Source organism: Streptomyces sp. BBFR51 (assembly GCF_044591655.1).
Classification (GTDB): domain Bacteria; phylum Actinomycetota; class Actinomycetes; order Streptomycetales; family Streptomycetaceae; genus Streptomyces.
In genome coordinates this window covers 6,794,628-6,808,341 of the sequence record NZ_CP172448.1, presented here as the reverse complement: position 1 = coordinate 6,808,341, position 13,714 = coordinate 6,794,628, and the positions used below count along the sequence as shown (strand labels likewise).

Sequence of the window (13,714 nt, the reverse complement as noted above, 5' to 3'; positions counted from 1 at the left end):
CAATAGGATCCCGGCATGCCACAGGACGAGACAGCCGAGACAGCCGAGACAGCCGAGATACAAGACGTCAGAGGCATCGTGCCGCCGGAACCCACCTGGGAGTTCGGCGAGGGCGTGCTGTCCCCGGCCACCCGGGCGCTGCCCGCCGCGACGCTCCAGTGGCTCGACCGCTTCAGGACGCAGGCGCTGGAACGAGGCGTTCCGGCGCCGGACGTGAACCGGTGGCTCGGGCTGGCCCGCCCGACGCTGCGGACGGCCCCCGACGGGAAGGGACCGGTGGTGGGCAGGCTCGGCGGACCGCTGATGCTCCCGCCGGACGTCCCCACCCCCGGCGACGGCTGGGAGCCGGCGGGCGAGGAGGACGAGGGGTACAAGGCGGACCATCAGCTCATCCTGACGCTCGACTGCTCCGCCGTCCCGGACGGGGTGAGCGACCTGCCGCTCCCGCCGGACGGCACGCTGCTGCTCTTCGTCAACGCCGACCTGGAATCCTGGCCCGCGGGCGGCGCCGTGTATGTGCCGGCCGGGGTCCCGGTGGAGGAACGGGAGTCGTCGCCCGACTACGAGGTCTACGAGTACGACACCCCGGAGGAGTTGGACGAGGAGCTGCGCCGCGTCGGCGACCTGCGGCTGGTGCCCGGCGTGTCCCTGCCGTCCACACCGCCCGACGACGAGATGCTCGCCCGGCACCCCCACGCGGAAACCCTGCGGGAGGTCTGGTCCGACCAGACCGACGGCGGCGGAAGCTGGCAACTCGGCGGCCACGCCGCCGACTTCGACGACTACGGCGACCCGGTGGCCGGCTCCGCGGACCCGGACGACGGTGAACCGCTCTCGGACCCCGACAACTGGGTTCTGCTCGCGCAGTGGGTGGGGTTCCCCATGTCGATCCTGTACTGGACCATCACCCGCCAGGATCTCGCGGCCCGCCGCTTCGACCGGGTGGCCGTCCAGATGCACGCCAACCCCTGAACACGGCGGTGCGCCGGTGAGCGGCTCAGCCGTTCAGGACGCGCCCGAGGTGGTGTTCCTGGAATCCCTTCGCGGCCGGCGCCCTGCCCCTGATCAGGTACCAGACCACGAAGGCCTCGTACGCGGTGGTCCGGATGATCGTGAACACCACGCAGCAGCGCATGCCGTCGGTGACGGTGACGCCCTTGAACGGGCCGAGCGCGACCAGTTCCTCCATCTCCGGGACGGTGCGCAGACAGACCGCGACCGCGTAGCCGAGGGCCTCCCGCAGGTGGGTACCGATGGTCCGGAGCAGCACCGAACGGTCCTGCTCGGCGGTTTCGGGCGGGTCACTCTCCCCGTCGGCGCCGCTCGGTTTCGGGAGCGCCTACGCATGTGGGAGCGCCTACGCGCAGTCCCGGCCGTTCAGGGTGAAGTCGTAGGGCGGTGAGTTCTTCCCCTGCCAGGAGGCGATGAAGCCGAGGGCGAGGCGGCCGTCGGCGGGGACGGAGCGGTTGTACTCGGCGGCGGTGGCGGTGACCCGGGAGCCGCTCTGGGTGTGGCTCGCGTCCCACATCTGGCCGATGCGCTGACCGTCGGGGAAGGTCCAGGCGACCTGCCAGGAGTCGAGGGCGTCGGCGGTGGTGACGGTGACGGTGGCCTGGAAGCCGTCGGGCCACTGGTTGACCAGGTCGTAGTGGACGCGGCAGGCGGCGGGCGCGGGGTCCGGAGCAGGCGGGTCCTCGGTGCGCACGGTGGGCGTGGCGGTGCCCTGGGGTTCCGGGTCGGGGTCCTCCTCCGGCGGCCGGGTCCCGTCCGGCGCGGGCGTCGTGACGTCGGCGGCGGGCGACGACCCGGCCGTCGGCGACTGTGCCGTCGGGGTGCCCGCCCCGGTCGGCGCGGGATCCGGGACGGCGGCCGCACGGCGGTCCACGGTGTCGGTGGGCGCCGCGGTGTCGGTGGGCGCCGCGGTGTCCTCGGCGGCGCCGCCGAAGGGCATCAGGGAGACGGTGAGCGCGAGCAGGGACACCAGGACGGCCGTGGCGAGGAGGCCGCCGCGGACGACGCGGGCCCGGTGGACGCCGTCGGGTGTCCCGTCGGCGCGGCCGTCGTCGGCCGGTGCCGGGCGGCCCGCTCCGAGCCGTACCTCGGCGGCGCGGCGGCGGCGCTCCAGGTAGGCGCGGCCGCCCCAGCCGATCACGCCGCCGGCGAGGGCCGTGGGCAGTCCGGCACCGTCCGGGCGCAGACAGGCGGCGGCCTCGGCGCAGTCGGGGCAGGTGGCGAGGTGGTGGTCGAGGTCGTCCGGGGTGTCGGCGGCGGGCGACCTGGTGACCGCGTCCAGCAGCCGGGCGTACGGGCGGCATGCGGCTGACGGGGGTGCGTCGAGGTGGCCGCGCCGGCAGCGGTCGCGGAACAGTTCGCGCACCTGGGCGAGTTCGTCGGACGCGGTGGCCGGGTCGAGGCCGAGCCGGCGGGCCACCACGGGCAGCGGCAGGGCCTCCACGTCGGCCAGCCACAGCAGTTCGGCGTCCGGTGCCTGCATGTCCCGGAGCCCGCGCAGCGCGAGCGGGCGGCGCGGCGGCGGTCCGGCGTAGCGCGCGGCCCGCTCGGAGCCGAGCCACAGCCGCAGGTCGGGGTCGAGCTCGTGTCCCTGGCCGGTGTCCTCCCAGGCCGCCGCCGTGGTGCGTACGGCGGTCAGGAGCAAGGGGATGCGGGGCAGCCGGGACGGGCGGCGGGCCACGCTCCGGGCCCCGGCCGCGTCGGCGGCGCGGACCTCGCGCAGGCCGTGGGCGAACGCCTCGGTGGCCAGATGGACGGCCGCCTCGGACCCGGCGGTGCACAGGTCCGCGTAGGAGAGCACCGTGTCCCAGCTCTCGGCGAGCAGCGCGGCCTCGGCGGCGTCCTTCGGGCTCGGCAGGTCGGGCATCGGACTCCTGCATCCACTGCGTCCACGGGCGAGGCCAACTCACCGCACTGGTGATGGAGTTGGGGCAGGGCCTCACGGCAGGCGCAGAGCTTCGCACGTCTTCGCCACGACTGACAAGCGCCGTGTTCACACCTCGACGGACGCGTCCTCCGGCAGGCTGTCCATGAAGGAGCTGACCGAGAACACGGCGCGGCCGGCGCCGGGCAGGCCGTAGCCGGGGGGCGAGGACAGGCCGAACTCGTCCATCGTGGCGCGGTAGGCCTCGAGCAGCCGGATGTGGTACTCCAGCGGCGCGCCGTCGGGGTTGGTCTTGCCGAGCGGGGTGGTGGGCTCGGGGCACCAGGTGGTGAAGCGGGGCGTGATGCCGTGCGACATGAAGAAGCGCAGGCCCTCGGTGGTGGACGCGATCGCCTCGTCGACCGTCTTGAAGCCGAAGGGCTCGGCCATCTCCACGCCCGCGACGAAGTTGGGGATGACGTTGCGCGCGCCGAAGACGTCGGTGGAGTCCAGGATGCGCTTGTGCCACTCGTCGCGGCCGACGTAGCGCTCCTTGCCGGGGCAGTACATCTTGAACAGGTACTCGTCCCACACCTCGAAGTTGGGGTGGTAGATCTGCACGCCGTAGTCCTTGAAGCGCTGGACGTCCGGCTTGGGCAGGGCCTGGGCGACGACCTTGCCGATCCAGCGGCCGGGGAAGTGCTCCTCGATGGCCTTGGCGTACCGCCCGTAGAAGTCGGCCTCGTCAAGACCCTGGACCTTCGACGTGATCGCGCCACCGGTGAGCGTGTACGCGGTGGAGATCTTCGCGGTGTCGTACTTGTCGATGATCTCCAGCGCCTCGAGGACCTCGTCGACGTCCTTGACGCCCGTGTACGGCCGCCCCGCCGCCTTGTGCTGGCGCCAGTTGTGGTTGATGTCGCAGTACTGGCACTCCTCCTTGGCGCCGAAGTACTGGCAGACGCGGAACGCCGTCAGGTAGATCAGGTAGCCCCACTGGATGGTCGGGGCCACCTCCATGACCGACTTCCCGTTGGAGAGCTTGTGCCGGTAGTACTCGGGCATGGGCGGCACGCCGACGTCGGAGATGCGCCTGCCGTCGAGGTAGAGGCCGAGCTGGCCCTGCTCGTCGGCGGCGACCCGGTAGGGGGAGGCCGGGTTCACGCGGACCGAGACGACGGTGCGGCGCAGGTCGTAGGGGCCGCCGGTGAGAATGATCTCCTCGGGCGGGCGGCGCAGCGCGGCCTCGCCCAGCTCGGGCAGGGTGCCGTGGTCGAAGGAGAAGATGAAGTACGACTTCGGCTTGACCTCGCCGTCCTCGTTGTCGCTGAGCGCGGAGGGGTCGAAGGCGACACCGCCCCGCAGCAGGTCCTCCTTGAAGACGGCCTCACGCGGCACGTGCGGGAACCGCTCCATAAGATCCTCGACCAGCGCGGTACGGCTGTCCATCCCGTGTCTCCTCCCAGGTCCGGCGTTCGACTTCTCACGGTATGCCCCCGGCGGTACGTCTTCCCGGGCGGGGCCCCTCCCAGGCGCGCCGGGTAGGTTTCCGCGGTATGAGCGACATCACCGTGACCAACTGGGCCGGCAACATCACGTACACGGCCAAGGAACTGCTCCGGCCGCACTCCCTGGACGCGCTGCGGGCCCTGGTGGCGGACAGCGCCCGGGTGCGGGTGCTGGGCAGCGGGCACTCCTTCAACGAGATCGCCGAGCCGGGCGCCGAGGGCGTCCTGCTGTCGCTGGCCGGCCTGCCGGCCGAGGTGGACGTGGACACGGCGGCCCGTACGGTGCGGGTCGGCGGCGGGGTCCGGTACGCGGAGCTGGCCCGGCTGGTGCACGCGCGGGGGCTGGCGCTGCCGAACATGGCGTCGCTGCCGCACATCTCGGTCGCCGGTTCGGTGGCGACCGGCACGCACGGCTCCGGGGTGCGCAACGGCTCGCTGGCGTCGGTGGTGCGCGAGGTGGAGCTGGTCACCGCGGACGGCTCGACGGTGACCGTCGCGCGGGGCGACGAGCGCTTCGGGGGTGCGGTGACCTCGCTCGGCGCGCTGGGCGTGGTGACGGCGCTCACCCTCGATCTGGAGCCGGCGTACGAGGTCGAGCAGCACGTCTTCACCGAGCTGCCGCTCGCCGGACTGGACACGGCGACGTTCGAGACGGTGATGGCGGCGGCGTACAGCGTGAGCCTGTTCACCGACTGGCGGGCGCCGGGCTTCCGGCAGGTGTGGCTGAAGCGCCGCACCGACCAGCCGTTGCCCGAATTCCCCTACGCGGCGCCGGCCGCCGAGAAGATGCATCCGGTGCCGGGCATGCCCGCGGTGAACTGCACGGAGCAGTTCGGCGTGCCGGGGCCCTGGCACGAGCGGCTGCCGCACTTCCGCGCCGAGTTCGTGCCCAGCAGCGGTGCCGAGCTGCAGTCGGAGTACCTGATGCCGCGCGAGAACGCCGTGGCCGCGCTGCAGGCGATGGACGCGATACGCGAGACCCTCGCGCCGGTGCTGCAGACCTGCGAGATCCGTACGGTCGCCGCCGACGAGCAGTGGCTGAGCCCGGCCCACGGGCGGGACACCGTGGCGGCGCACTTCACCTGGGTCGAGGACACGGCGGCGGTGCTGCCGGTGGTGCGGCGGCTGGAGGAGGCCCTGGCCCCGTTCGCGGCCCGCCCGCACTGGGGGAAGGTGTTCACCACCCCGGCGGGCGAGCTGAGCGCGCTCTACCCCCGGCTGGCCGGCTTCCGGGCGCTGACCGGGGCCCTGGATCCGGCGGGGAAGTTCACCAACGCGTTCGTGCGCGGGGTGCTGGCGGGCTGAGCACACTCCCCTCCGGGCTCCCGGTCCCGGTCCCGGTGTTCAGTGGTCCGCGCAGCACGGGGTCGGGTCGGGGTCCTCGAACGGCACCAGGGTGCCGCCCACCGCGGGCATGGCGGCCAGGACGAGCCGGCCGTCCTCCCACTGCGGGCGGACGTGGTCCCGGGTGACGATCCGGGTGTCCGGCGACGGCGGGTCCGGGGTGCCCAGGACGGTCACGCGGTCGATCGCGGAGCGGGCGAGCAGCTCGGCGAGGGTCAGCGTGCCGGTGAGGGCGCCCGCGCCCGGGTAGAGGACGGCGCGGCCGACCTGGTCGGGGGCGCCGTCGCGGACGTCGTACCCCCGGGCGGTGAGCCGGTCCCGGGCGGTGCGCAGGACCGGCTCCGCCCGGGCCGCCAGGGACAGGGCGACCCGCGGGCGGCCGTCCCGCACCAGGTGCGTGCAGCCGAGAACGCCTTCGGGGAGGTCGAGTTCGGCCGCCAGTGCCTGGAGCAGGTGGTCGGCCTCGCGCAGGGTCGTCGCGTCGGTGTCGACACCGAGGACGTACGGTGCGGCGGGCGGCGTCACGAGGGCAGGATCCACACCGGGTTGGAGTAGAACCACAGGTCGCGCCACGGGTCGGCGTCGCCGACGACGTCGATGGCGGGGCCCCCCGGGTCGACCTTGGCGCCCAGCGTGCCGACGGCGGAGCGGTTGCCGTCGGTGCCGCGCGTGCGGACGTACACGGGGTGGTCGACCCGGCCGAGGTCGTAGGTGAGCCGGACGGTGCCGCTGTCCTTGTTCACCTCGTACGACTTGACGACCCTGGCCGTCGGCGCGGTGAAGGTGTCCTTGTCGGCGACGGGGCCGGTCACGTCGCCCTGGATGACGTCCACGCGGGCCAGCTTCGGGGTGAACCCGGCCCAGTTGGGACCGCCGGCGAGGGCGACGTCCACGGACAGGGTGACCCGGGTGCCCTTGCGGACGTGCAGGGCGCCGCCGAGCGTGGCCCAGCGGCCGCCCCCGGACACGCGCACGTCGAGGCCGCTGAGGAGCTGTCCGTGGTCGACCCAGATACGGCCGGCGCGGATGCCGTCCATGACGGCGGCGTAGGAGAAGCCGTCGGAGCCGACGTGGGTGCGGCTGTACTGGCCGGGCCAGAAGTCGTTCTGGGTGATGTCGATCTGTCCGGCGTACACCGGGTCGTCGTAGCGGCCGTTGGCGTCGAAGTCGCCGCCGCCGCGGGCGCCGGTGTCGGCGTACACCTGGTGGGAGTCGGAGTTGGCGGTGATCCACCACGGGCGGCCCTCGGCGATGAGGCTGTCCCACAGGCCGCCGACGGTGGCGGTCATCCAGTCGAAGCCGCCCCAGGTGCGGTAACTCTCGAGCGGGTAGCCGGCGAAGGAGTTGGCGCTCGGGCTGCCGTCGTAGATGCCGCGGGCCCCGCCCGGGCCGAGGGGCTTCGGCAGGCCGCCGGCCTGGTGGCCCGGGGCGCCCTCGAAGCCGACGGCGATCTGGTGGCCGCGGGAGGTGGCGTCGCGCCACGCGCGGATCTCGTGCGGGGAGTCGATGCCCTTGCGCGCCGGGTGGTTGGCGAGCATCAGGGCGTCCTTGACCTTGCGCCGCTTGACCTGGTCGGCGAGGAAGGAGAGCCCGGCGACCGCAAGGGCCTCGTTGGCGGGCGTGGAGTCGCCCGCACCCTTGACGCTGCCGTCGTAGTCGGTCTCGAACTGCTTGAGGACGGAGACCTCGTGGCGGCCGGGGTGGACGAAGACGGTGCCGTGTTCGGCGGCCGGGATGTTCCACTCCAGGCCCTGGAAGACGAGGGTGTCCTCGTGGGCGTCGCGGGCCTCGCGGATGTCCGGGTTGACCTTCTCCACGCCGATCCTGGAGTGGGTGACGCTGCCGTGGTCGGTGATGACCAGCCAGTCCATGCCGTGCCGGGCGCCCTGGCGGACCTGGTCGACGACGCGGTACTTGCCGTCGCTGCTGTACTGGGTGTGGATGTGGTGGTCGCCGGCCAGCCAGAGGAATCCCTTCTTCTGCCGGCCCTGGCTCGCGGCCTGCGCGGGGGCGGCGGTCGCGGTCTGGGCGAGGACGGTACCGGCGGCCAGTCCGGCGCCGAGCAGGCCCGCCCGGCGCAGCAGGCCGCGTCGTGACTGCTGTTCGGGGCTCAGGGCCTCGTCGGGGACGTCGGTGTCGAAGGCGGCGGGCAGGACCGGCGCGGTGTCGTGCTCGTGGTCGTGGTCGTGGTCGTGCGGGTGTGCGTGTCCGTGGTGGTGATGGCCGTGCCCGTGTCCGTGCCCCATGAAGATCCTCCTGGATACCGCCGCCGTACGCGGCTGTGAGGAGAATCGAGGCAGCAGGTGAACGTTGAACGACTCTGAGGTGAGCCCCGCCTGCCCCTCTGCCTGCCCTAGCATGAAACCTAGGAGTCCTAGGTTGCAGGAAGGTGGCCCATGCCCCGAGTGGGTCTTACAACCGCCCGTGTGGTGGCGGCCGCCGCCGACCTCGCCGACGAGACCGGGTTCGAGGCCGTCACCGTCTCCGCGCTCGCCCGGCACTTCGGGGTGAAGGACGCCAGCCTGTACACGCACGTCCGCAATCTCCAGGACCTGCGCGTCCGGGTCGCGCTGCTGGCCGGCGGCGAGCTGATCGACGAGATCACGACGGCGGTGGCCGGCCGGGCCGGGAAGGAGGCGCTGGCCGCCTTCGCGGGCGCCTACCGGGCGTACGCCCTGCGCCATCCCGGCCGCTACGCCGCGACGCAGATCCGCATCGACCAGTCCCTCGTCGCCGACTCCCCCGCCCTGCGCCGCACCGCCGAGATCACCCACGGCATGCTCCGCGCCTACGGCCTGACCGAACCCGACCTCACCGACGCGGTGCGCCTGCTGCGCAGCACCTTCCACGGCTACTGCGCCCTGGAGGCCACCGGCGGCTTCGGCGCCCCGCGCGACGTCCGGGCGTCCTGGGACAAGGCGATCGACGCCCTGCACGTGGCGCTGGAGAACTGGCCGCGGGACGAGGGCGCCGACGGCTAGCCGGTCAGCGCCCGTACCTCGTCGTACGTCGGTGTCGTGCCCTGCGGAGGACGGCCGGCGCCGATGTCGGCCACGGCGTCCAGGGCCGCGCCCAGCGCCCGCCGGTACAGCAGCGAGCCGAGGCTGACGCGGCGTACGCCGAGGTCGGCGAGGTGCGCCAGAGCGGGCCCCGTGGGCGAGTACAGGACGTTGAGGGGCACGTCGAAGTGGGCGGCGAGGGCCGCGATCCGGGCGGGGTCGGTGAGCCCGGGGACGAAGACGCCGTCGGCGCCGGCCTCGCGGTAGGCCTCCAGGCGGCGCATCGTCTCCGCGGTGTCGCCGTCGCCCGACCAGTACGTGTCCGTACGGGCGTTGACGAACAGCGCTGGGGCGGCCGAGCGGACCGCGGCGATCTTCGCGGCGTGCCGGTCCACCGGCCCCAGCCCGTCCTCCAGGTTGATCCCGACGGCACCGACCGCCGCGAGCTGCCGCGCGAACTCCCCCACCTCGTCGGGATCGTCGCTGAACCCGCCCTCCGCGTCGACGGACAGCAGGAACGACTGCGAGCCCAGGGTGAGGGCCAGCCGCAGCGTCTCGTCGCGGGTCGCCGACGCGCCGTCGGGCAGCCCGCCCGCCGCCGCGACGCCGAGGCTGGTCGTGCCGACCGCGCCGAAGCCCCGCCCGGCGAGGGCGAGCGCGGAGGCGTGGTCCCAGGCGCACGGCAGGAGCAGGGGCTCGCCGGGCCGGTGGAGTTCGGCGAACGCGGTCACGACAGGTCACCCACCGCGTCGGCGTAGTACACGGATCCTCCGAGGTGGACGGCGAGTTCACGAAAGCTCCAGCCCTCGCCCGGCGAGTGGTCGAGCTGCTCGTCGGTGAGCGCGTCGAGGCGGTTGGCCCAGATCCGGGCGAGCCGGGTGAGACGGCTGCGCGCCTCGTCGAGATCCGCAGCCGTGAAGGCGGCACGGTCTGCCTCCGTGGTGACCATGGAGGCGTGCCAGCGGTCGGGCTGCGTCTCCTCCCCCGCCAGCCGTGCCTCCAGCTCCGCGAGATGGTCGATCATGTGGTCGGCGACCCGCCGGATCGCCTTGTGCGGGGTGTACACGCGGTCGTCGACGTGGGCGGGCCGCCCGTCCCAGTGGGTCCAGCCGGCGGCCAGGGCCAGGACGTGCTCGACCATGCCGGTGACCACGGCGGCGGACGCGGTGACGGTGTTCGTGTCGCTCATGTCCCGAACGCTAGGTGCCGGTTCCTTCGGTGGCGGCCGAAGTGTTCCCGGCCGGGACCGGCGCTCAGGTCACCAGCCCGTGCCGGTAGGCGAAGACGACCGCCTGGACGCGGTCGCGGAGGTCGAGTTTGGTGAGGATGCGGGACACGAAGGTCTTGACGGTCTCGGGGCTGATCACGAGGGAGGCGGCGATCTCGCTGTTGGAGAGGCCGTCCGCGATGAGGCGCAGGACCTCCATCTCGCGGGGCGTCAGCGGTATCTCCCGGGGGGTGCCCTCGGCGGGCCGGATGCGGGCGGCGTACCGGCCCACGAGGCGGCGTGTCACGTCGGGGTCGAGCAGCGCGGCGCCCATCGCCACCGTCCGGATGCCGTGCAGCAGCCGGTCCGGTGGCGCGTCCTTGAGCAGGAAGCCGCTGGCGCCCGCGCGCAGGGCCTCGTAGACGTACTCGTCGAGGTTGAACGTGGTCACCACGAGCACCTTGACGGGATGCTGCACCCCGGCACCGGCCAGCAGGCGGGTGGCTTCGAGGCCGTCAAGCACCGGCATGCGGATGTCCATCACCACGACGTCCGGGCGCAGTTCACGGGCCAGGTCGACCCCGGCCTGCCCGTCGCCGCACTCGCCGACCACCTCCAGGTCGGGCTGGGCGTCGACGATGGTCGCGAGACCGGTGCGGATCAGTACCTGGTCGTCGCAGATCACGACCCGGACCGGCGCGCTCATGACGTGCTCCCCCCGGGTATCCGGGCCCGGACGACGAAGCCGCCGTCCGTCGAGCGGTCCGCGCTGAAGTCGCCGCCGAGGACGTCGACCCGTTCTCGCAGGCCGGCCAGCCCCCGCCCGCTTCCGCCGGGGGACGCGGCTCCCGAACCGGAGCCGTCCGTGCCCACTTCCACCGTGATCTCCCTCTCGCCGTGCCGCACCAGGACCGAGGTCCTGCCGCCGTGGTCGTACTTGAGCGCGTTCGTCAGGGCTTCCTGCACGACTCGGTAGGCCACGAGGTCGGAGCTGCCGGTCGCGGCCGCCGGCGTGCCCTCCTCGGTGAACTCCACCGGCTGCCCGGCCCGGCGCGTCTGCTCGACGAGCGTGAGCACCCGGCCGACGGGCGGCGTCCTGGGCTCGGAGGTGCCGTGGTCCGGGTTGAGCAGGTCGAGCAGGTGCCGCAGGTCGGTGATGGCCCGGCGGCCGGTGTCGCTGACGGCGGCCAGCGTCTCGTCGAGCCGGTCGGGGGCGGCGGTGAGATACCGTGCCGCCTCGGACTGCACGACCATCGCCGTCACGTGGTGGGTCACGACGTCGTGGAGTTCGCGGGCGATGCGGGTCCGCTCGGCGTTGCGGGCGTCCTCGGCGACCCGGCTGCGGCGTTCGGCCTCGGCGGCACGTGCGGAGCGCATCCACGCTCCGATGCCCCAGGCGAGGGCCAGCACCAGGTAGAACGTCACGAACTCCAACGCCGTTTCGCCGGGTCCGCGCCGGTACAGCTCGACCGACAGGGCCACGAACGCCACGGAGCCGGCGACCAGGGCGGCGCGCCGGTACTTCTCCAGGTACGACCCCGCACTGATCAGTGCGATGGGCAGTGCCGTGCCCGCGAACAGGTGGTAGCCGCGCAGCTGGTCGATGGCGAAGCCGAGCGAGACCAGGGCGAGGCAGACGAGCGTCCACCGCCGGCGCACGGCCAGCGGGACGGACTGGAGAACGGCCGCCACCCCGGCCAGGGCGTCGGCGGGACGGGTCGGCAGGCCGCCGACCTCCGTGCCGTTGCCGCGCAGCGCCGGCACGAGCGACGCGACGAGGAGCAGTACCCCGAGCGGGAGATCCCGGGCCGTGACGTCGAGTCGACGCCACAGTTCCGGGATCCGTCGGCGATCGATCATCGGGGAAGTGTAGCGGTGGAGTTGGCGCCCGCGGCACGCCGGGAGCCGAACGGCACGATGTTCCCGCGCCGGTGCGCCAGCCACAGGAACACGAGGGTCAGCAGCGCCCCGAAGCCCACCGAGTACACACTGCCCTCCGGCCCGAAGTCGCCGCCGGTGAGCAGCTTCGGCCCCGACATCGCGGCGTCCAGCAGCCCCTCGTTGGTGCCGGTGCCGGAGACGGCGACGCTGAAGATGCCGGCCGCGGCGAAGTTCCAGCCGAAGTGCACGCCGATCGCCAGCCACAGGCTACGGGTGGCGGCGTAGGCGGCGGCGAGCATGAAGCCGGCCTCGATGGCGATGGCGAGGGCGCCCCACAGGGTGGCGTCCTCGTTGAGCAGGTGCATGGCCCCGAACCCCAGGCCGGTCAGCCCCAGCGCGAGGTACGTGCCGAGGTGCTCCTCGATGATCCGGAACAGGACCCCGCGGAACAAGACCTCCTCCGTCGCGGCGGCCCCGGCCATGAAGCCGACCAACCCGACCGCGCCCTGCACCGAGCCCACTCCGTCGACCTCGTAGTGCCCGGAGGCGAAGAGGTTCACGATGACGGCCGTGAACATTCCGACACCCATCAGGATCCCCCAGCCGGCCTTGGCCGCGGCGCCCTCCCGGGCCACGTCCAGGGCCTGCCGGCGCTCGGTCCGCCGCACCACCCAGGCGTACACGAACACCACCAGCGCGGCCGACGTGAGCCCGACCACCAGCGTGAGCCAGTCGTTGTCCTTGACCGCCTGGACGGCGATGCCGCCGAGGGCGTAGGCCGCCACCACGGCCAGGAACTGCCACACGAACCTCACGGGAACTCCTTCGTCGGGCCCGGGACGTGAGTGCCGCGGGCTGACATGGACGCTACGGATCCGGCGGTCGGAGGTCGTCACCTCACGGTGGACACCTGGCTGTAGCTCGCACGGGGGACAAGGCCCCGGGGACCGGGGGCGAGAAGCCGTAGCCTCGTGCCATGACCAGCGACTTCGCCGACGCCCTCGCCTCCGGCCCGCTCGTGCTCGACGGCGGGATGTCCAACCAGCTGGAGTCGGCCGGGCACGACCTGGGCGACTCGCTGTGGTCGGCGCGGCTGCTCGCCGAAAATCCCGAAGCGATCACTCGGGCCCATCTCGCCTACTTCGAGGCGGGCGCGGACGTGGCGATCACGTCCAGTTACCAGGCCACCTTCGAGGGCTTCGCCCGGCGCGGCATCGGGCGGGAACGGGCCGCCGGACTGCTCGCGCTCAGCGTGGAGTCGGCAAGGGAGGCCGCCCGCCGGGCACGTGCGGACCACCCGGACCGCCCGCTGTGGGTGGCGGCGTCGGCGGGCCCGTACGGGGCGATGCTCGCGGACGGCTCCGAGTACCGCGGCCGGTACGGTCTCGGGGTGGGCGAGCTGGAGCGCTTCCACCGCCCCCGCCTGGAGGTCCTGGCCGCCGCCCGGCCCGACGTCCTCGCGCTGGAGACGGTCCCCGACACCGACGAGGCGGCGGCGCTGCTGAGGGCGGTGCGCGGACTGGGCGTGCCCGCCTGGCTGTCGTACACCGTCGCCGGGGACCGCACCCGCGCCGGGCAGCCGCTGGAGGAGGCCTTCGCCCTGGCCGCCGGCGCGGAGGAGGTGATCGCGGTGGGCGTGAACTGCTGCGCCCCCGAGGACGTGTCCGGCGCGGTGGAGACCGCGGCCCGCGTCACGGGCAAACCGGTCGTGGCCTACCCCAACAGCGGGGAGACGTGGGACGCGAAGGCCCGTGCCTGGCGCGGACGTTCGTCCTTCGCGACCGAGCGCGTACGGGGCTGGCGGGAGCACGGGGCCCGGCTGATCGGCGGCTGCTGCCGCGTGTGCCCGGACGCGATCACCTCGATCTCGCAGGCATTGCACCTGGGGTGAGCGGCGCGA

14 protein-coding genes are annotated in these 13,714 nt (G+C 73.3%); 4 read left to right on the top strand and 10 right to left on the bottom strand.

The annotated features are described in order from the left end of the window. Window positions 1-15 precede the first annotated feature (15 nt). A complete protein-coding gene (locus ACGH7X_RS31105; protein ID WP_399891273.1) occupies window positions 16-972 on the top strand; it encodes a DUF1963 domain-containing protein in 957 nt (318 codons plus the stop codon). Window positions 973-997: 25 nt separating this feature from the next. Here the strand turns inward: ACGH7X_RS31105 and ACGH7X_RS31100 are convergent, their stop codons facing one another. The 3 genes from ACGH7X_RS31100 to ACGH7X_RS31090 all read right to left on the bottom strand — a co-directional run bounded on the left by ACGH7X_RS31100 (window position 998) and on the right by ACGH7X_RS31090 (window position 4,324). After that, on the bottom strand, window positions 998-1,270 hold the full coding sequence (locus ACGH7X_RS31100; RefSeq protein ID WP_399891271.1) for a hypothetical protein: 273 nt from the start codon (window positions 1,268-1,270) through the stop codon (window positions 998-1,000). A gap of 87 nt (window positions 1,271-1,357) precedes the next feature. Then, the gene (locus ACGH7X_RS31095; RefSeq protein WP_399891269.1) at window positions 1,358-2,878 is read right to left on the bottom strand and encodes a cellulose binding domain-containing protein; all 1,521 of its coding nucleotides are present in this window, start codon (window positions 2,876-2,878) and stop codon (window positions 1,358-1,360) included. Window positions 2,879-3,004: 126 nt separating this feature from the next. Beyond that, window positions 3,005-4,324 (bottom strand): radical SAM protein, encoded by a 1,320-nt coding sequence (locus ACGH7X_RS31090; RefSeq protein ID WP_399891266.1) that lies wholly within the window; start codon window positions 4,322-4,324, stop codon window positions 3,005-3,007. A 107-nt stretch (window positions 4,325-4,431) separates the two neighbouring features. Here ACGH7X_RS31090 and ACGH7X_RS31085 point away from each other — a divergent pair, with 107 nt between their 5' ends. Next, a complete protein-coding gene (locus ACGH7X_RS31085) occupies window positions 4,432-5,688 on the top strand; it encodes an FAD-binding protein (protein ID WP_399891263.1) in 1,257 nt (418 codons plus the stop codon). A 39-nt stretch (window positions 5,689-5,727) separates the two neighbouring features. On the opposite strand, the gene ACGH7X_RS31080 is transcribed toward ACGH7X_RS31085, so the two are convergent. Both ACGH7X_RS31080 and ACGH7X_RS31075 read right to left on the bottom strand, forming a co-directional pair. Then, window positions 5,728-6,252, bottom strand: coding sequence for a hypothetical protein (locus ACGH7X_RS31080; protein ID WP_399891260.1), 525 nt, complete (start codon window positions 6,250-6,252; stop codon window positions 5,728-5,730). Continuing rightward, window positions 6,249-7,973 (bottom strand): PHP domain-containing protein, encoded by a 1,725-nt coding sequence (locus ACGH7X_RS31075; protein ID WP_399891256.1) that lies wholly within the window; start codon window positions 7,971-7,973, stop codon window positions 6,249-6,251. The genes ACGH7X_RS31080 and ACGH7X_RS31075 overlap by 4 nt, the downstream gene beginning before the upstream one ends. Window positions 7,974-8,123: 150 nt before the next feature. On the opposite strand from ACGH7X_RS31075, the gene ACGH7X_RS31070 reads away from it, so the two are divergent. Continuing rightward, window positions 8,124-8,708, top strand: a complete 585-nt coding sequence (locus ACGH7X_RS31070) for a TetR-like C-terminal domain-containing protein (protein ID WP_399891253.1) — start codon at window positions 8,124-8,126, stop codon at window positions 8,706-8,708. Here the strand turns inward: ACGH7X_RS31070 and ACGH7X_RS31065 are convergent. The 5 genes from ACGH7X_RS31065 to ACGH7X_RS31045 form a co-directional block, all read right to left on the bottom strand. Next, window positions 8,705-9,457 (bottom strand): isocitrate lyase/phosphoenolpyruvate mutase family protein, encoded by a 753-nt coding sequence (locus ACGH7X_RS31065; protein ID WP_399891250.1) that lies wholly within the window; start codon window positions 9,455-9,457, stop codon window positions 8,705-8,707. The genes ACGH7X_RS31070 and ACGH7X_RS31065 overlap by 4 nt on opposite strands. Continuing rightward, window positions 9,454-9,915 (bottom strand): hypothetical protein, encoded by a 462-nt coding sequence (locus tag ACGH7X_RS31060; RefSeq protein WP_399891247.1) that lies wholly within the window; start codon window positions 9,913-9,915, stop codon window positions 9,454-9,456. Before ACGH7X_RS31060 ends, ACGH7X_RS31065 begins: the two co-directional genes overlap by 4 nt. 64 nt (window positions 9,916-9,979) lie before the next feature. Next, window positions 9,980-10,639 carry a response regulator gene (locus ACGH7X_RS31055; RefSeq protein ID WP_399891244.1) on the bottom strand — a complete coding sequence of 220 codons (660 nt, stop codon included), beginning with the start codon at window positions 10,637-10,639 and terminating at the stop codon, window positions 9,980-9,982. Continuing rightward, window positions 10,636-11,793: a sensor histidine kinase gene (locus ACGH7X_RS31050; RefSeq protein WP_399891241.1), complete on the bottom strand. Its 1,158-nt coding sequence runs from the start codon at window positions 11,791-11,793 to the stop codon at window positions 10,636-10,638. Before ACGH7X_RS31050 ends, ACGH7X_RS31055 begins: the two co-directional genes overlap by 4 nt. Continuing rightward, on the bottom strand, window positions 11,790-12,629 hold the full coding sequence (locus ACGH7X_RS31045) for a lysostaphin resistance A-like protein (RefSeq protein ID WP_399891238.1): 840 nt from the start codon (window positions 12,627-12,629) through the stop codon (window positions 11,790-11,792). Before ACGH7X_RS31045 ends, ACGH7X_RS31050 begins: the two co-directional genes overlap by 4 nt. Window positions 12,630-12,790: 161 nt before the next feature. Here ACGH7X_RS31045 and mmuM point away from each other — a divergent pair, with 161 nt between their 5' ends. Beyond that, the gene (gene mmuM / locus ACGH7X_RS31040) at window positions 12,791-13,705 is read left to right on the top strand and encodes a homocysteine S-methyltransferase (protein WP_399891235.1); all 915 of its coding nucleotides are present in this window, start codon (window positions 12,791-12,793) and stop codon (window positions 13,703-13,705) included. Window positions 13,706-13,714: the final 9 nt, after the last annotated feature.

What these genes read in the sequence shown, in the direction of transcription:
- ACGH7X_RS31060 (WP_399891247.1), bottom strand. Translation starts at nt 9,915, where the DNA reads ATGAGCGACACGAACACCGTCACCGCGTCCGCCGCCGTGGTCACCGGC.
- ACGH7X_RS31075 (WP_399891256.1), bottom strand. Translation starts at nt 7,973, where the DNA reads ATGGGGCACGGACACGGGCACGGCCATCACCACCACGGACACGCACAC.
- ACGH7X_RS31090 (WP_399891266.1), bottom strand. Translation starts at nt 4,324, where the DNA reads ATGGACAGCCGTACCGCGCTGGTCGAGGATCTTATGGAGCGGTTCCCG.
- ACGH7X_RS31085 (WP_399891263.1), top strand. Translation starts at nt 4,432, where the DNA reads ATGAGCGACATCACCGTGACCAACTGGGCCGGCAACATCACGTACACG.
- ACGH7X_RS31095 (WP_399891269.1), bottom strand. Translation starts at nt 2,878, where the DNA reads ATGCCCGACCTGCCGAGCCCGAAGGACGCCGCCGAGGCCGCGCTGCTC.
- ACGH7X_RS31070 (WP_399891253.1), top strand. Translation starts at nt 8,124, where the DNA reads ATGCCCCGAGTGGGTCTTACAACCGCCCGTGTGGTGGCGGCCGCCGCC.
- ACGH7X_RS31050 (WP_399891241.1), bottom strand. Translation starts at nt 11,793, where the DNA reads ATGATCGATCGCCGACGGATCCCGGAACTGTGGCGTCGACTCGACGTC.
- ACGH7X_RS31105 (WP_399891273.1), top strand. Translation starts at nt 16, where the DNA reads ATGCCACAGGACGAGACAGCCGAGACAGCCGAGACAGCCGAGATACAA.
- ACGH7X_RS31055 (WP_399891244.1), bottom strand. Translation starts at nt 10,639, where the DNA reads ATGAGCGCGCCGGTCCGGGTCGTGATCTGCGACGACCAGGTACTGATC.
- mmuM (WP_399891235.1), top strand. Translation starts at nt 12,791, where the DNA reads ATGACCAGCGACTTCGCCGACGCCCTCGCCTCCGGCCCGCTCGTGCTC.